The 15395-nt window shown below is 67.7% G+C and carries 16 protein-coding genes; 6 read left to right on the plus strand and 10 right to left on the minus strand.

From position 1 onward, the window contains the following. Nucleotides 1-25: 25 nt before the first annotated feature. The 3 genes from QTI45_RS02755 to QTI45_RS02765 are packed head-to-tail and all read left to right on the plus strand — an operon-like array spanning nucleotide 26 to nucleotide 1929. Nucleotides 26-793, plus strand: coding sequence for an ABC transporter ATP-binding protein (locus QTI45_RS02755; RefSeq protein WP_286653427.1), 768 nt, complete (start codon nucleotides 26-28; stop codon nucleotides 791-793). Next, entirely contained in the window at nucleotides 786-1490 is a 705-nt protein-coding gene (locus QTI45_RS02760; protein ID WP_286653428.1) for an ABC transporter ATP-binding protein, read from the plus strand. Before QTI45_RS02755 ends, QTI45_RS02760 begins: the two co-directional genes overlap by 8 nt. Nucleotides 1491-1536: 46 nt before the next feature. Next, a complete protein-coding gene (locus QTI45_RS02765; RefSeq protein ID WP_286653429.1) occupies nucleotides 1537-1929 on the plus strand; it encodes an SRPBCC family protein in 393 nt (130 codons plus the stop codon). 10 nt (nucleotides 1930-1939) lie between these two features. On the opposite strand, the gene QTI45_RS02770 is transcribed toward QTI45_RS02765, so the two are convergent. Further along, nucleotides 1940-2557: an NAD(P)-dependent oxidoreductase gene (locus QTI45_RS02770; protein WP_286653430.1), complete on the minus strand. Its 618-nt coding sequence runs from the start codon at nucleotides 2555-2557 to the stop codon at nucleotides 1940-1942. After that, on the minus strand, nucleotides 2554-3264 hold the full coding sequence (locus QTI45_RS02775) for a DsbA family protein (RefSeq protein ID WP_286653793.1): 711 nt from the start codon (nucleotides 3262-3264) through the stop codon (nucleotides 2554-2556). The genes QTI45_RS02770 and QTI45_RS02775 overlap by 4 nt, the downstream gene beginning before the upstream one ends. A 77-nt stretch (nucleotides 3265-3341) precedes the next feature. Here QTI45_RS02775 and QTI45_RS02780 point away from each other — a divergent pair, with 77 nt between their 5' ends. Then, on the plus strand, nucleotides 3342-4301 hold the full coding sequence (locus QTI45_RS02780) for a LysR family transcriptional regulator (protein WP_286653431.1): 960 nt from the start codon (nucleotides 3342-3344) through the stop codon (nucleotides 4299-4301). Here QTI45_RS02780 and QTI45_RS02785 read toward each other — a convergent pair. From QTI45_RS02785 to dnaG, 4 genes are all read right to left on the minus strand, one after another. Continuing rightward, nucleotides 4246-5373, minus strand: a complete 1128-nt coding sequence (locus QTI45_RS02785) for an HPP family protein (protein ID WP_286367231.1) — start codon at nucleotides 5371-5373, stop codon at nucleotides 4246-4248. The two genes, QTI45_RS02780 and QTI45_RS02785, sit on opposite strands and share 56 nt — an antisense overlap. Nucleotides 5374-5377: 4 nt before the next feature. Then, on the minus strand, nucleotides 5378-6616 hold the full coding sequence (locus tag QTI45_RS02790) for a multidrug effflux MFS transporter (RefSeq protein ID WP_286367232.1): 1239 nt from the start codon (nucleotides 6614-6616) through the stop codon (nucleotides 5378-5380). Between the two features lie 85 nt (nucleotides 6617-6701). Further along, a complete protein-coding gene (gene rpoD / locus QTI45_RS02795; protein ID WP_286653432.1) occupies nucleotides 6702-9023 on the minus strand; it encodes an RNA polymerase sigma factor RpoD in 2322 nt (773 codons plus the stop codon). A gap of 301 nt (nucleotides 9024-9324) precedes the next feature. Further along, complete coding sequence (dnaG, locus tag QTI45_RS02800) at nucleotides 9325-11286, minus strand: DNA primase (protein ID WP_286653433.1); 1962 nt, start codon at nucleotides 11284-11286, stop codon at nucleotides 9325-9327. Between the two features lie 81 nt (nucleotides 11287-11367). On the opposite strand from dnaG, the gene QTI45_RS02805 reads away from it, so the two are divergent. After that, on the plus strand, nucleotides 11368-12375 hold the full coding sequence (locus QTI45_RS02805; protein ID WP_286653434.1) for a YihY/virulence factor BrkB family protein: 1008 nt from the start codon (nucleotides 11368-11370) through the stop codon (nucleotides 12373-12375). 104 nt (nucleotides 12376-12479) lie between these two features. Here the strand turns inward: QTI45_RS02805 and QTI45_RS02810 are convergent, their stop codons facing one another. Together QTI45_RS02810 and QTI45_RS02815 are read right to left on the minus strand one after the other, a co-directional pair. Continuing rightward, nucleotides 12480-13238, minus strand: coding sequence for a 3-hydroxyacyl-CoA dehydrogenase (locus QTI45_RS02810; RefSeq protein ID WP_286367236.1), 759 nt, complete (start codon nucleotides 13236-13238; stop codon nucleotides 12480-12482). A gap of 144 nt (nucleotides 13239-13382) precedes the next feature. Continuing rightward, nucleotides 13383-13940, minus strand: coding sequence for a phasin family protein (locus QTI45_RS02815; protein WP_286367237.1), 558 nt, complete (start codon nucleotides 13938-13940; stop codon nucleotides 13383-13385). Between the two features lie 227 nt (nucleotides 13941-14167). Here QTI45_RS02815 and QTI45_RS02820 point away from each other — a divergent pair, with 227 nt between their 5' ends. Then, nucleotides 14168-14602 (plus strand): acyl-CoA thioesterase, encoded by a 435-nt coding sequence (locus QTI45_RS02820; RefSeq protein ID WP_286653435.1) that lies wholly within the window; start codon nucleotides 14168-14170, stop codon nucleotides 14600-14602. 105 nt (nucleotides 14603-14707) lie between these two features. Here the strand turns inward: QTI45_RS02820 and QTI45_RS02825 are convergent, their stop codons facing one another. Together QTI45_RS02825 and QTI45_RS02830 are read right to left on the minus strand one after the other, a co-directional pair. Beyond that, on the minus strand, nucleotides 14708-15109 hold the full coding sequence (locus tag QTI45_RS02825; RefSeq protein ID WP_286653436.1) for a hypothetical protein: 402 nt from the start codon (nucleotides 15107-15109) through the stop codon (nucleotides 14708-14710). Nucleotides 15110-15152: 43 nt separating this feature from the next. After that, the gene (locus QTI45_RS02830; protein WP_286367240.1) at nucleotides 15153-15386 is read right to left on the minus strand and encodes a CsbD family protein; all 234 of its coding nucleotides are present in this window, start codon (nucleotides 15384-15386) and stop codon (nucleotides 15153-15155) included. Nucleotides 15387-15395: the final 9 nt, after the last annotated feature.

Genomic DNA, 15395 nt, shown 5'->3' on the forward strand with positions numbered 1-15395 from the left:
CAGTGCGCAGCACGGAGGTTTCGTTATGAGCACCGGCAGCGATACGGTGCTGTCGGCCACCGGCCTGGTGATGCGCTTCGGCGGCATCACGGCCACCAACAACGTCTCGCTGAATCTCAAGCGCGGCGCCCGCCATGCATTGATCGGCCCGAACGGCGCCGGCAAGACGACGCTGATCAACCTGCTGACCGGCGTGCTCACGCCCACCGAGGGCCGCATCGTGCTCGAGGGCGAGGACATCACGCGGCTGGCGCCGCACCGCCGGGTCGCGCGCGGCATGGTGCGCACCTTCCAGATCAACCAGTTGTTCGATTCGATGACGCCGCTCGAGACCCTGGCGCTGGTGGTGTCGCAGCACACCGGCGCGGGCGCGCAGTGGTGGCGGCCGCTGGGCGCGTCGAAGGCGGTCGCCGAGCGGGCCGGGCAGTTGCTCGAGAAGTTCCGCCTCGCCGACGTCGCGCAGCAGCAGACCCGGCACCTGGCCTACGGCAAGCGCCGCCTGCTCGAGATCGCGATCGCGCTGGCCTGCGAGCCGCGCGTGCTGCTGCTCGACGAGCCGGTGGCCGGCGTGCCGGCCGGCGAGCGCGAGGAACTGCTGGAGACCGTGGCGGCGCTGCCGGCCGATGTCTCGGTGCTGCTGATCGAGCACGACATGGACCTGGTCTTCAGCTTCGCCGATCGCATGACGGTGCTGGTCAACGGCACGCTGCTGACCGAAGGCAATCCCGAGGAGATCGCCAACGACCCGAAGGTGAAGGAGGTCTACCTGGGCCATGGAGCCGCGCATGTCTGAACTGCTTCGCATCGAGAACCTGAGCGCCGGCTACGGCGAGGCCGTGGTGCTGCACGACGTTGCCCTTGTGCTCGGCCAGGGCCAGACGCTGGCGCTGCTGGGCCGCAACGGCACCGGCAAGACCACGCTGATCAACACGCTGGCCGGTGCCACGCGCCAGCACGGCGGCAGCATCACGCTGGGCGGCGCCGCGCTGCACAAGCTGTCGCCGCACCTGCGCGCGGCGGCCGGCATCGGCTGGGTGCCGCAGGAGCGCAACATCTTCAAGTCGCTGACGGTGCACGAGAACCTGACCGCGGTCGAGCGGCCGGGCCGGTGGAACCCGCAGCGCGTCTACGAGATGTTCCCGCGCCTGGCGGAACGCAAGGGCAACCTCGGCACGCAGCTGTCGGGCGGCGAGCAGCAGATGCTGGCGGTGGGACGAGCGCTGGTGCTCAACCCCACGCTGCTGCTGCTCGACGAACCGCTGGAAGGCCTGGCGCCGATCATCGTCGAGGAGCTGCTGCGTGCGATCCGCCGCATCACGCGCGAAGAGGGGCTGGCGGCGATCATCGTCGAGCAGCATCCGCAGGCGATCCTCGCGATCTCCGACGAGGCCGTGGTGCTCGATCACGGCACCGTGGTGCATGCCGACCGCGCGGCCGCCCTGCGTGCGCAGCCCGAGGTGCTGGAGCGCCTGCTCGGGGTTGGCCGCTAGCGGGCATCGGCCTACACTCGCGGGCCATGAGCTTCGGAGGCGAACCATGGCATCGATTCGACAGGAAATCCAGGTGGCGGCGAGCGCCGAAAAGATCTGGGATGCGGTCCGGGATGTCGGCGAGATCCACCATCGGCTGGTGCCCGGCTTCGTGACCGACTGCCGGCTCGAAGGCGACACGCGGGTCGTCACCTTCGGCAACGGCATGGTGGTGCGCGAGCTGATCGTCGACTGCGACGATGCGGCGCGGCGGCTCGCCTGGTCCGCGAGCGGCGGCCGCCTCACGCATCACAACGCCTCGCTGCAGGTGATCGCCGAAGACCCGACGCACAGCCGCCTGGTCTGGATCGCCGACCTGATGCCGCACGAGATGGCGGAGCCGATCGCCGGCATGATCGCAGCCGGCATGCAGGCGATGAAGCAGAAGCTGGAAGCTTGATCGCCTCGCTTCAGTAGCCGACCGTGAAGCGCTGGCGCGAGTGCTTCGGGTTTTCGATTTCGTCGACCAGCGCGATCGCATAGTCCTCCATCGAGATCCAGCTCTTGCCGTTCGCATCGCTCAGCAGGCTGTTGCCGCCGACGCGGAACTTGGCCGTTCGCTGGCCCGGCTCGAAGATCGCCGATGGCGACAGGAAGGTCCAGTCGAGTTCCTGCTCCTGGCGCAGCGCGGCCAGCATCACGCCGCCGGCCGCCGCCTCGGGCTTGTAGGCATCCGGGAAGCCCGGCGCGTCGATCAGCGCCGCACCGGGCGCGACCTCGAGGCTGCCGGCGCCGCCGACCACCAGCAGGCGCGGCACACCGGCCTGCCTGGCCGCGGCGATGAGGGTCGCCGCATCGGTGCCGTCCGCGAAGCGGGTCGAACTGACGACGGCATCGTGGCCGCGCAACAGCGGCACCAGCGCATCGACCGACTTGGCGTCCGCGGCCTGGACGCTCAGGCCGGGACGGGCTTCGACGCCGTCGACCTTGCGCGCGATGCCGGTCACGCTGTGGCCGCGCGCCAGCAGTTCGTTGGCGATGCGTGAACCGGCGCGGCCGGTGATTCCGAGAAGGGCGATCTTGCTCATGGGCGTTCCTTGGGTGAGGTGGAAGAGGTGGGTGAAAGGGCTTGGGTCAGAAGGGCGTCGATCTGCGCGACCCAGGCATCGGGTCGACCGAGGTGGCGCCCGGCATCCAGCGGCGTCAGGCGGCCGTCGGCGGTGGCCAGCGCGAGGGTCGGAAAACCCTGGCCGCCGATCCGCGCCAGCCATCGGCGGCTGTCGTCGATGTGCCGCCGGGTCGGCTCGCCGGCCATGAAGTCGAAGGCTTTCGAAAAGGCGGCGCCGTCGAGGCCGAGTTCGGTCGCCAGTGCGCGCAGCACGGCCGGCTCGGCGATGCGCCGCCCTTCGACATAGTGCGCGTGCTGGACGCGGCGGATCATGTCCAGCCCGCGGCTGGCCTCGGCCTCGGCTGCCAGCACCGCGGTCAGCGGCGGTGCGGAGTCCAGCACGGCGCCGCTGTCGTTCAGCAGGCCGTCGAAGTAGGCGGCGCCGAAAGGCTGGCCGCTGAGCTCCGCGATGCGGCGGTCGTGCGGCATCACGTAGTCGCGCCACTGAGGCGTGACCGGCCGGCGGTTGCTGCCGGTCAGCATGCCGCCGCCGTGGAATTCGATCGCCAGCGCCGGCAGGCGGCGCGCGGCTTCGATCAGCGGCGCCGCGGCATAGCACCAGCCGCACAGCGGATCGAAGACGTAGTGCAGCGTGGTGCGCGGGGGGAGGGGATTCGTCTCGGGCATGGCTTGCATCGTACGTTTCCGGATTCGATCGAAAAACCGCTTAGCATGCAATGGTTTGTTGCTTGGATCGATCGAATATGGACCGCATCACCGCCGCAGAAGTCTTCGTGCGCATTGCCGAGCGCGGCAGCATGAGCGCCGCCGCCGACGCGCTCGACATGTCGCGCGCGATGGTGACGCGCTATCTCGCGCAGATGGAGCAATGGGCCGGCGCGCGGCTCCTGCATCGCACGACCCGCCGGCTCAGCCTCACCGAGGCCGGCGAGGAAACACTGGTGCGCTGCCGCCGCATGCTCGAGGTCGCGGCCGAGATGGCGACCGCCGCCAGTGCCTGCGCCGACGAACCGCGCGGCCTGCTGCGCGTCGCCTGCGCGCAATCGCTGGCCCAGGACGTGCTCGCTCCGGCGGTGGCCGACTACCTGCGCCTCCACCGCCAGGCCGCGATCGACCTGCACATCGACTCCCGGCCGGTGAACCTGATCGAGGAGCGCATCGACCTCGCGATCCGCATCACCAACGAACTCGACCCGAACCTGATCGCCCGGCCGCTCGGGCATTGCGACTCGGTGGTCTGCGCCTCGCCGGCCTATCTCGCGGCGCACGGCGTGCCGGTCGGCGTCGAGGACCTGGCCACCCACAATTGCCTGACCTACTCCTACTTCGGCAAGAGCCTGTGGCAATTCGAGCGCGGCAGCGAGCGCATCGCGGTGCCGGTCAGCGGCAACCTGAGCGCCAACGAGTCGCAGGTGCTGCTGGCGGCGGCGATCGAGGGCGCCGGCATCGCGATGCAGCCGGCCTATTCGGCCAACGCGCCGATCGCCCAAGGCCGTCTGGTGGCGCTGCTGCCCGGCTTCGTGCCGCAGGGACTGGGCGTCTACGGCGTCTACGCGTCGCGGCGCCAGATGCCGGTGTCGCTGCGGGCGCTGCTGGATTTCCTGGCGGCGCGTTTCGCCGACCCCGCGCACTGGCCGCCGCGCGAATCTAGTTCTCCGGCCCGACCGCCCGGTAGAGCGCGCGCACAAAATCCGACTGCGTGATGATCCCGGTCAGCCGGCGTTCGCCGTCGATGATCGGAATGTGGTGGTGCCCACCCTCGGAGAACAACGGCACCAGTTCGGCCAGCGGCCGATCCTCGCTGGCCACGCGCACCTGGCGCGTCATGATCTGCCCGACCACCTCGGGCTTGTTCGACACCACGCTGCGGGTGGCGCGGATGAAGTCGCGCAGTCGCCCGCCGATGCCTTCGTGGTGCTGCAGGTCGATCTGGCGGAAGAAGTCGGCCTGGGTGACGATGCCCACCACGCGGCGGGTGCGATCGGTCACCGGTAGCGCCTTGATGCGGTGGTCGTGCATCAGCTTCCAGGCCTCTTGCAGGGGCATGCCGAATTCGGCCACGACCAGCTCGCGCGACATGATGTCGGCGCAGCGCACGGTGCCCAGCCGCCGGCGCCAGGATTCCATCTCGGTCTGCCGGATCAGCGATTCGAGGTCGTCGCGGCTGATGTCCAGCACCTGGTTGTAGCGCGCCAGCACGGCGTCGATGTCGGCCGAGCTGAAGCGCGAATCGGTCCCGGGCTGGCGCGGCGCCAGCTGCACGTGCGGATAGCGGCGGCCTGTGAGGCTGTTGTAGGCCACGCCGGCCAGCACCAGCAGCAGCGAGTCCGCCAGCACCGGCAGGAAGGCGAAGGGAAGCTCGGCGGTGTGCGTGAGCACCACCAGCAGCGCCACCGCGCCGCCCGGCGGGTGCAGGCAGCGCATCGTGAACATCAGGCCGATGGCCAGCGCGGTCGCCAGTGCGCCGACCCACACCGTGTCCGGCGGCAGCCAGCGCGCGCAGGCGATGCCGACCAGCGCGGACAGGGTGTTGCCGCCGATCACCGGCCAGGGTTGCGCCAGCGGGCTGGCCGGCAGCGCGAACACCAGCACCGCGCTGGCGCCGAGCGGCGCGATCAGCCAGCCGCTGCCGCCGGCCAGCCACTCGCAGACCAGCCCGGTGAACAGCAGCCCCACGGCGGCGCCGACGACCGCGCGCAGGCGTTCGCGCCCATCGACGACCGTCGGGCCGGGCAGCCAGGCGCGCGCGAAGGCGAGCAGATCGATGTTGCGCATCGCTTCAGGCCGCCTCGCCGGCGACGCGCCGGCCGATTTCGGGCCAGCGCCCATGCAGCCAGACCCAGGCCACCAGGCCGACGCCCAGCATCAGCAGCGAGGTGGCGGCCAGTGCCAGCGTGGAATGCATCACCAGCGGCGCGACCACGCCGGCCACGATGCCGTTGGCGGTCGAGCCGATGACGGCCTGCAGCGACGAAGCCATGCCGCGGCGTTCCGGGTGCAGGTCGAGCACCAGCAGGGTGACGACCGGCACCATCAGCGCCCAGCCGAAGGCGAACACCGCCAGCGGCCACAGCGCCCAGGCCGCATGCGGCGCGAACAGCGCATTGGCGGCCACGTTGACCACCGAGGTCGCCAGCATGATCACGAAGCCGTCGCGGATCTGCCGCTTGGGCGCGACCTTGCCGGCCATCCGGCCGCTGGCCCAGGCGCCGGCCATGATGCCGCCGATGGTGAGGATGAAGAACCAGAAGAACTGGGTCGGTGCCAGCGACAAGTGCTCGCCGAGGAAGGCGGGCGCGGCCAGCACGTAGAGGAACATGCCGTTGAAGGGCACGCCGCTGGCCAGCGCCAGCAGCAGGAAGCGCGGGTCGGAGCACAGGTCCCAGTAGCCGCGCATCAGGTGGCGCACTTCGAAGGGCTGGCGCTGGCTCCGGTGCAGCGTCTCCGGCAGCAGCTTGAAGTTGGCGACGAACAGCACGATGCCGACCGCCACCAGGAACCAGAAGATGCTGTGCCAGCCCAGGTGGACGAACAGGAAGCCCCCGACGATCGGCGCGATCGCCGGCGCGATGCCGAAGTAGATCGTCACCTGCGCCATGACCTTCTGCGCTTCGGCCGGCGGGAACATGTCGCGGATGACGGCGCGCGAGACCACGATGCCGGCGCCCGTCGAGAGGCCCTGCAGGGCACGGAACAGAACCAGCTGCCCGATGGTCTGCGACAGCGCGCAGCCCAGCGATGCGACCGTGAACACCGCCAACCCCCACAGCACCACAGGCCGGCGGCCGAAGCTGTCCGACAGGGCGCCGTGGAACAGGTTCATGAAGGCGAAGCCGAACAGGTAGGCCGAGAGCGTCTGCTGCATCTCGGCGGGGGTGGCGCCGATCGATCGCGCGATGCCCGAGAAGGCCGGGATGTAGGTGTCGATCGAGAACGGGCCCAGCATGCCCAGCACCGCCAGCAGCACGGCCAGCGCCCAGCGCGGCGCGCGCCAGAGTTTGTCGGCTTCGGGGTTCATGGGCAGTCTCCGGTCGATTCTTGGTGTTCTGAAAAAAGAAGGGCGCCCGAGGGCGCCTTCTTGTCCTGTCGCTGCGAGTGCAAGCTTACAACGTGTCGATGAAGCTGCGCAGCTTGTCGGAGCGGCTCGGGTGCTTGAGCTTGCGCAGTGCCTTGGCCTCGATCTGGCGGATGCGCTCGCGCGTGACGTCGAACTGCTTGCCGACTTCTTCCAGCGTGTGGTCGGTCGACATCTCGATGCCGAAGCGCATGCGCAGCACCTTGGCTTCGCGCGGCGTCAGGCTGTCGAGGATGTCCTTGACCACGTCGCGCAGACCCGCCTGCATCGCAGCCTCGATCGGCGCCGTGTTGCTGCTGTCCTCGATGAAGTCGCCCAGGTGCGAATCGTCGTCGTCGCCGATGGGGGTTTCCATCGAGATCGGCTCTTTCGCGATCTTCATGATCTTGCGGATCTTGTCTTCCGGGATCTCCATCTTGGCGGCCAGGATGCTGGCGTCGGGCTCGAAGCCGAACTCCTGCAGATGCTGGCGGCTGATGCGGTTCATCTTGTTGATGGTCTCGATCATGTGCACCGGGATGCGGATGGTGCGCGCCTGGTCGGCGATCGAGCGGGTGATCGCCTGGCGGATCCACCAGGTCGCATAGGTCGAGAACTTGTAGCCGCGGCGGTATTCGAACTTGTCGACCGCCTTCATCAGGCCGATGTTGCCTTCCTGGATCAGGTCCAGGAACTGCAGGCCGCGGTTGGTGTACTTCTTGGCGATCGAGATCACGAGGCGCAGGTTGGCCTCGATCATTTCCTTCTTGGCATCGCGCGAAGACGATTCGCCTTCGTTCATGCGCTTGTTGATGTCCTTCAGCTGCGTCAGCGGCACCACCACGCGCGACTGGATGTCGGTCAGGCGCTGCTGCAGTTCCTGCACCGGCGGGATGTTGCGGGCCAGCACGGCGCTCCAGGGCTTGCCGGCGGCGGCCTGCTTCTCGACCCACTTGAGGTTGAGCAGGTTGGAGGCGACGCGGTTGCCGTTCTTGTCGTAGCCGCTGAAGTCGCGGATGAAGTCTTCCTGCGGGAAGCCGCACTTGTCGACGATGATGCGGCGCAGTTCGCGCTCCTTCTTGCGGACGTCGTCGACCTGGGTGCGCACCAGGTCGCACAGCTTCTCGATCGTACGGGCCGTGAAGCGGATCGTCATCAGCTCTTCGGACAGGGCGTGCTGCGCCTTCTCGTAGGCCGGCGTGCCGTAGCCTTCCTTGTCGTAGATCTTGTGGACCTTCTCGAACAGCACTGCGATGCGGTCGAAGCGCTCGAGCGCGTCGCGCTTGAGTTCTTCGAGCTTCTTGGTCAGCGCCTTGGAGCCGCCCTTGCCGTCGTCGTCGTCTTCCTCGTCGAATTCGTCGAAGTCTTCTTCGGCCACGTAGTCGTCGGCCTCGTTGGGGTTCGAGAAGCCGTCGACGATGGTCGAGATGACGACCTTGCCGTCACGGATTTCCTGGCCCAGGCGCAGGATCTCGGCGATCGTGGCGGGGGAGGCCGAGATGGCCTCCATCATCGCCATCAGGCCGCCTTCGATGCGCTTGGCGATCTCGATTTCGCCTTCGCGCGTGAGCAGTTCGACCGTGCCCATCTCGCGCATGTACATGCGCACCGGGTCGGTGGTGCGGCCGAATTCGCTGTCCACCGTCGACAGGGCGGCTTCGGCTTCTTCTTCGGCTTCCTCGACCGTGGTGGCGGTCGGGGCGGTGTTGTTCAGCAGCAGGGTCTCGGCGTCGGGGGTCTGCTCGTAGACGGCCACGCCCATGTCGTTGAGCATCGTGACCACGACTTCCATGGTCTCGGCGTCGACCAGCTTGTCGGGCAGGTGGTCGGAGATTTCGCCGTGCGTCAGGTAGCCGCGGGTCTTGCCCAGCGTGATCAGGGTCTTCAGGCGCGAACGGCGCTTGGCCAGGTCTTCTTCGGAGAGCACGGTCTCGTCGAGGCCGAATTCCTTCATCAAGGCCCGTTCCTTGGCCTTGCTGATCTTCATGCGCAGCGGCTTGACCTTTTCTTCGGTCGTGGTCGCTGTCGGCTCCTCGCCGGCCAGGTCGTCTTCGATGTCCGACAGGTCGATGTCGCTGCCCGCCGACTCATTGCCGGCCTTTGGCTTGCGGCCGCGCTTGGCGCCGGTGGTCGTGGTGGTGGCGGCGCCGGCGGCCTTGGGCGGACGGCCCACCTTCTTGGCGGCGGGCTTGGCGGTGGTGGGTTCGGCGGGGAGAGTCGTTTTGGTGGGCACGGTTTTCACTTTCGTTGCTGCTGACGCCTTGGAGGCGACGGCACCCGTCTTGGTTGCCTGCAGCGCGGCGGTCTTCGACGGTTTTTCTGCAGCGGGCTTCTTGGCAGCGGACACGGCAGGCTTCTTTGAACTGGGCATACGACCTCGTACAACAAGATGGACCAAGCGGAATCACACGCGCCTCGAAACCCGGCGCAGGCAGGAGCACAAACACTGAGGCTGGGGGAACGCAAGCCCCCCGGCAGCCGTCAAAAGGCAAGATGTCGGGCGAACATTTGGTGTGCAGTCCTTGCGGTGTATTGACCCTTTTCCCGTTGGGAAGTGCATTGCGCTTGGGGTCGGCCCGGAGGTGCTGCTGTCGCTCTTGCCAGTTTTTTGCTTCAACCAGACGCTGGCGGGCGTCTAGCTAAGCCTTACATTATAGCGCGCTGCCAGTTTTTCAAGCACTGTTTGCGCTTGGCCTGAGGCGATTTCGCAACTCCAGCCGACGCGCCTCGAGCGCCTTGTAGCGCTCCAGCGCCCGCGGATCGCTGCCCACCGCCGCGATGGCCTCGCTTTGCTGGGCCTTGAGCAGGTCGTCCAGCATGTAGTCGAGCACGTTGCGCAGCTCCCGGGCCGAATCGGCCGCCTGTTCGCCCTCGGCGTCGCCGATCGGTCCGCCGTCGGGGCCGGTCATGACCCGCACCGCCAGCGCCTCGAAATCCAGGCCGCGCAGGCCCTCGCGCAGCGCCGCCCAGGGCTGGGTGCCGTGCTCGTGCGACTGGCTGTCGAGCCAGGCGAACAGCTGCCCGTGCTCGCCGGGCAGGTCACAGAGCAGGGCGTGAAGCTCGTGCGACAGGGCCTCCCACTCGGCCGGGTTCGACAGCACCAGGCGCGCCGCGACGTCGGCCCGGCTGGTCGGCAGGCGCCGTCCGCCCGGGGGCGGGCGGGGCGGCGCCGGTTGCCGAAATGACGACTTGAAGCGCTTCTTGTCCGGACTGCCGCGCGACTGTTCGTCGAACCATTGGTCGCGGCTGGCCCAGTCCTCCTCGGTCATTTCGGAGGCGACCGGCGCGCTGGCCCGGAACGGCGCCGGGGCGGGCGGACGCGCCGCCGCCGGCGCCCAGAGCTCGCCCAGCTCCTGCGTGCCGAGCTGCGCCAGGGCGGCGATTTCGGCCAGCAGCTGGCGCTTGAGCGCGCCTTCGGGCAGCGCGCTCCAGAGCGGGCGCGCGTTGCTCGCCATGTGGGCGCGGCCCTCGGCGGTCGACAGCTCGCAGCCTTCGCGGGCCGACTCGATCAGGAAGCGGCTCAGCGGCGTGGCCTCGGTCACGAAGCGGGCGAAGGCGTCGGCGCCGAATTCGCGGATGAAGCTGTCGGGGTCGTGCTCGGCCGGCAGGAACAGGAACTTGATGCTGCGCACGTCGGTGGCGTAGCTCAGGGCGCCGTCGAGCGCTTTGCGCGCGGCGCGCCGGCCGGCGGCATCGCCGTCGAAGCTGAAGACCACGGACTCGGTGAACCGGAACAGCTTCTGCACGTGCTCGGGCGTGCAGGCCGTGCCCAGGGTCGCGACCGCGTTCGGGAAGCCCAGCTGCGCCAGCGCCACCACGTCCATGTAGCCCTCGGTCACCAGCGCGTAGCCGCGATCGCGGAACGCGGCCCGGGCTTCGTAGAGCCCGTACAGCTCGCGCCCCTTGCTGAACACCGGGGTCTCGGGCGAGTTCAGGTACTTGGGCTTCTCGTCGCCCAGCACCCGGCCGCCGAAGCCGATGCATTCGCCCTTGACGTTGCGGATCGGGAACATCACGCGGTCGCGGAAGCGGTCGTAGCGCTTGGCCTCGCCGCCTTCCTCGGCCTCGCCGACGATCACCAGGCCGCTTTCGGCCAGCAGGGGATCGTCGTATTCCGGGAAGACGCTGGCCAGCGAGCGCCAGCCGGCCGGGGCGTAGCCGATGCCGAACTGCTTCGCCACCTCGCCCGAGACACCGCGGCCCTTGAGGTAGTCGATCGCGCCGGGCGACTGCCGCAGCTGCTTGCGGTAGGCCTCGCCGGCCTTTTCGAGCACCTCGGTCAGCGTGGCCTGCTTCTGGCGCTGGCCGGCGGCGCGGGCCCGCTCCTCGGGCGAGGCGTCGTCCTCGGGCACCTGCAGGCCGTATTGGCCGGCCAGGTCGTGCACCGCCTCGACGAAGCCCATGCCGGCGTGCTCCATCAGGAAGCCGATCGCGTTGCCGTGCACGCCGCAGCCGAAGCAGTGATAGAACTGCTTGGTCGGGCTGACCGAGAAGGAAGGGGATTTCTCGCCATGGAAGGGGCACAGGCCCATGAAATTGGCGCCGGCCTTCTTGAGCTGCACATAACGCCCGACGATTTCCACCACGTCCGCGCGTGCGATCAGTTCCTGGATGAAAGAAGCGGGGATGGTCATGTAGGCTCGGAACTCCAAATGATACGCAAGCCGTCAGGCCCGCATCGGCCGCCCGACCCACCGATGGCCCGAAAGCACCGCATGATCCGCCATTCCGTCACCCACCAGGTCGGCCCCGTGCTGCGCCACCCGCTGCGCTTCGGCTGGCAGGCGCTCAAGAGCTTCAAGGCCAACCAGGGCCTGCTGCTCGCGGGCGCGGTGGCCTATTACGCGCTGCTGTCGATCGTCCCGCTGCTGATCGTCAGCGTCATCGCGCTGTCGCATTTCATCGATCAGGCGGCGCTGCTGCGCGCGGTCGGGCGCTACCTGGCCTGGCTGCTGCCCGGCCAGTCGCAGGCGATCGTCGCCGAACTGTCGAATTTCCTGACCCATGCGGAGGTGCTCGGCCCGGTGCTGCTGGTGACGATGATCTTCTTCAGTTCGCTGGCCTTCACGGTGCTCGAGAGCGCGATGGCGGTGATCTTCCACCACCGCAAGGCCGAGCATTCGCGGCACTTCCTGATCTCGGTGGTGATGCCCTACATCTACATCCTGTGCCTTTGCATCGGCTTGCTGCTGGTGACCTTGGTGTCGGGTGCGCTGCAGGTGATCGGCGAGGAGAGCGTCGAACTGCTCGGCTACAGCTGGTCGCTGTCGGGCGTGTCGGGCGTGCTGCTCTACCTGCTCGGGCTGGGCGGCGAGATCTTCATGCTGACCTCGCTCTATCTCGTGATGCCGGTCGGCCGGCTGCGCCTGCGGCATGCCCTGATCGGCGGCATTACCGCCGCCTTGCTGTGGGAGGTCACGCGCCGGGTGCTGGTGCTCTATTTCGCCACCCTGTCGCAGGTCAACGTGGTCTACGGCTCGCTCACCACCGCGATCGTGGTGCTGCTGAGCCTGGAGATCGCCGCCACGCTGGTGCTTTTCGGCGCCCAGGTGATCGCGCAGTTCGAGCGCCTGGAGCGCACCGGCAGCATGAAGCCGGACGAGGAGGCCGCTGATGGCGCCCTTGGCGGCCAGCCACCCGACGCGAGGGGTCACCCAGGCCGGCGCCGGGCCGCCCCAAGGCGGCCTGCGGCCCCCTCGGGGGGCAGCGACTACACGAAGTGAGGGAGCGTGGGGGTCACCCAGGCCGGCGCCGGGCCGCCCCAAGGCGGCCTGCGGCCCCCTCGGGGGGCAGCGACTACACGAAGTGAGGGAGCGTGGGGGTCAGTTCAGCGGGGGGCGAGGCGGATCGCGCCGTCGAGGCGGATCACCTCGCCGTTGAGCATGTCGTTCTCGATGATGTGCTTCGCCAGCTTGGCGTAGTCCTCGGGCGTGCCCAGGCGCGAGGGGAAGGGCACGCTGGCGGCCAGCGCGTCCTGCACCTCCTGCGGCATGCCGAACAGCATCGGCGTGCCGAAGATGCCGGGGGCGATCGTCATGTTGCGGATGCCGCTGCGCGCCAGGTCGCGCGCGATCGGCAGGGTCATGCCGACCACGCCGCCCTTCGAGGCGCTGTAGGCGGCCTGGCCGATCTGGCCGTCGTAGGCCGCCACCGAGGCGGTCGAGATCAGGACGCCGCGCTCGCCGGTGGCCTCGGGTTCGTTCTTGCCCATCGCATCGGCCGCGAGACGGATCATGTTGAAGCTGCCGATCAGGTTGACCGTGACGGTCTTGCTGAACACCGCCAGCGCGTGCGGGCCGTTCTTGCCCACGGTCTTCTCGGCCGGCGCGATGCCGGCGCAGTTGACCAGGCCGACCAGCTTGCCGAGCTGCAGCGCCGCCGCCACCGCGGCCTGGCCGTCGGCTTCCTGGCTGACGTCGCACTTGACGAAGACGCCGCCGATCTCCTTGGCGACCGCTTCACCCTTGTCCGCCTGCATGTCGGCGATGACCACCTTGCCGCCGTTGGCGGCCAGCATGCGCGCCGTGCCTTCGCCGAGGCCCGAAGCGCCGCCGGTCACGATAAAAACCTTGCCGTTGATTTCCATGCCAATCTCCAAATGGTGTGGCGGCCATTATCGAAGACCTGTCGCGGCCATAAAAAAAGGCCTCGTCCGAAGACGAGGCCCTGAATTGGATCCCGAAGGACCCAAGGAGACAATCAGCGCCCGCTCGAGGCGGGCTTTTGAAAATCAGCGCTTGCGGGTCGCGGTCTGAGCGGTGCTCTTGGCTGCGTTCACGGCGGTGGTCTGCACGGCCTGGAAGTTGGCTTCGGCAACGTCGGAAGCTTGCTTGACGGCCTTTTGCACCGATTCGAAAGCGTTGTTGGCAGCAGCCACGGCGCTCTTCATCACGGCGACGGCGGTTTCCGAACCGGCCGGGGCGTTCTTGGCGGCGCTGTCGACCAGGCCGACGAAGGCTTGCTGGGCTTCAGCGGCCTTGGCTTCGAAAGCCTTGGTGAACTCGGCGCCGGTGCCTTGGGCGATGTCGTACAGGTGACGGCTGTAGGCAGCGGTCTTCTCGGCCAGGGGCTGGAACAGGCTGGCTTGCAGCGACAGCAGTTCTTGCGCGTCCTTGACGCTCAGCAGGGCCTGGCTGGTGCCGGCGGCTTCGGTCAGGGCTGCCTTCGAGGCGGTCACATTCAGTTCGACCAGCTTTTCGACGCCTTCGAAAGCCTTGGTGGTCAGGCCGAACAGCGTTTCGAGGCCGGCTTTTTGCGAAGAGATGATTTGGTCGGCGGTGAGGGCCATGGTGGTGCTCCAGTTGAATTGAAAAGGTTGATTCACTCTTGAGCTGCCCCTCGACTGATGTTGCGGTGCAGCATGGGCTCAAGTATAGGCAGCCACGGTTTTGGGACAAGGGGTTTTTGTTGCGTTGCAGCAATTTAGAACGTGTTTTCTAAAAGCGGTCAATGAGAATGTTCCGCAGGCGTGCGTTGAATTGCGGCCGCTTCGTCCGGCCGGCAAAATGCCGCGCCATGAGCGCTAGACCCACCCCCCATTCCCGCAGCGGCTACCGAAGCTTTCGCAACATCCAGACGCGCTGGGCCGACAACGACATGTACGGCCACGTCAACAACGTCGTCTACTACGCCTGGTTCGACACAGCCGTCAATTCGCTGCTCATCGAGCGCGGCGCGCTCGATATCCATGAAGGCACGACGATCGGCTTCGTGGTGGAAACCCAGTGCAATTACTTCGCGCCGCTGGCCTTTCCGCAGACGATCGAGGCCGGCATCCGCGTGGCGCATGCCGGCAGCTCCAGCGTGCGCTACGAGATCGCGCTTTTCGCGCAAGGCGCCGAGACCGCTGCGGCGCAGGGCCACTTCGTGCACGTGTACGTCAACCGCGAGACGCAGCGCCCGGTGAAGCTGCCGCCGGCCCTCCAGGCGGTGATCGACAGCCTCAAATAGAAAAACCCCCACCAGGGCGCCCGCGGACCCGGCTTCGCCGGGCGGCAGGGAGCGCCACCGGTGGGGGTGGGCCGGCTACACGAAGTGAGCCAACCTGGGGGCGAGCTACATCTTCATCGCCTTGATGTCGGCCTTGCCCTTGGCTTCGTCGGCCTTGGCCTGCTTCTCGCAAGCGTTCTTGGCGTCGCCCTTCTGGTCGTCGCACATTTCCTTGGCGACTTCGTACTTGGCCTTCACCTTCTCTTCGGCCACGTTGCGTGCATGGCTGGGGCTGGGCTTGTATTGCTGTTCGAGTTCAGCCTTGGCGACGTTCTCGGTGCCCTTGGCCTGCTTCTCGCAGACATCCTTGGCGTTGTCCTTCATCGTGTCGCATTGCGCCTTGGCGACCTTGTAGTCGGCCTCGATCTTTTCCTTCGCGACCTTGTATTCGTCCTGGGTCAGGGCGCTGGCCTGGCCGGCCACCAGGCAGGTCGAGGCGATCGCGAGCATGAGCAGATGTTTCTTCATTTGGATTCTCCAGAGTTATGAAATTAGGTGGTTGCGAGCGGGTTCAGACCCGTTCCATCCAGATCGCGGCGGGCGTGCGGCCATCGCGGCTTTCCCAGTCGGCGACCTGCTTTTCGGCCTCGTCCCGGCTGATGCCATGACGCTCCTGGATGCGGCCGAGCAGCTGGTCGCGCTTGCCGGCGATGACGTCGAAATCGTCGTCGGTGAGCTTGCCCCACTGCTCCTTGACCTTGCCCTTGAACTGCTTCCAGTTGCCTTCGATGGTGTCCTTGTTCATGACCTATCT

The sequence above is a fragment of the Variovorax saccharolyticus genome (assembly GCF_030316765.1).
GTDB lineage: Bacteria > Pseudomonadota > Gammaproteobacteria > Burkholderiales > Burkholderiaceae_C > Variovorax > Variovorax saccharolyticus.

Coding starts and splice junctions, on each gene's coding strand:
- QTI45_RS02755 (WP_286653427.1), top strand. CDS start 26: ATGAGCACCGGCAGCGATACGGTGCTGTCGGCCACCGGCCTGGTGATG.
- QTI45_RS02760 (WP_286653428.1), top strand. CDS start 786: ATGTCTGAACTGCTTCGCATCGAGAACCTGAGCGCCGGCTACGGCGAG.
- QTI45_RS02765 (WP_286653429.1), top strand. CDS start 1,537: ATGGCATCGATTCGACAGGAAATCCAGGTGGCGGCGAGCGCCGAAAAG.
- QTI45_RS02770 (WP_286653430.1), bottom strand. CDS start 2,557: ATGAGCAAGATCGCCCTTCTCGGAATCACCGGCCGCGCCGGTTCACGC.
- QTI45_RS02775 (WP_286653793.1), bottom strand. CDS start 3,264: ATGCCCGAGACGAATCCCCTCCCCCCGCGCACCACGCTGCACTACGTC.
- QTI45_RS02780 (WP_286653431.1), top strand. CDS start 3,342: ATGGACCGCATCACCGCCGCAGAAGTCTTCGTGCGCATTGCCGAGCGC.
- QTI45_RS02785 (WP_286367231.1), bottom strand. CDS start 5,373: ATGCGCAACATCGATCTGCTCGCCTTCGCGCGCGCCTGGCTGCCCGGC.
- QTI45_RS02790 (WP_286367232.1), bottom strand. CDS start 6,616: ATGAACCCCGAAGCCGACAAACTCTGGCGCGCGCCGCGCTGGGCGCTG.
- rpoD (WP_286653432.1), bottom strand. CDS start 9,023: ATGCCCAGTTCAAAGAAGCCTGCCGTGTCCGCTGCCAAGAAGCCCGCT.
- dnaG (WP_286653433.1), bottom strand. CDS start 11,286: ATGACCATCCCCGCTTCTTTCATCCAGGAACTGATCGCACGCGCGGAC.
- QTI45_RS02805 (WP_286653434.1), top strand. CDS start 11,368: ATGATCCGCCATTCCGTCACCCACCAGGTCGGCCCCGTGCTGCGCCAC.
- QTI45_RS02810 (WP_286367236.1), bottom strand. CDS start 13,238: ATGGAAATCAACGGCAAGGTTTTTATCGTGACCGGCGGCGCTTCGGGC.
- QTI45_RS02815 (WP_286367237.1), bottom strand. CDS start 13,940: ATGGCCCTCACCGCCGACCAAATCATCTCTTCGCAAAAAGCCGGCCTC.
- QTI45_RS02820 (WP_286653435.1), top strand. CDS start 14,168: ATGAGCGCTAGACCCACCCCCCATTCCCGCAGCGGCTACCGAAGCTTT.
- QTI45_RS02825 (WP_286653436.1), bottom strand. CDS start 15,109: ATGAAGAAACATCTGCTCATGCTCGCGATCGCCTCGACCTGCCTGGTG.
- QTI45_RS02830 (WP_286367240.1), bottom strand. CDS start 15,386: ATGAACAAGGACACCATCGAAGGCAACTGGAAGCAGTTCAAGGGCAAG.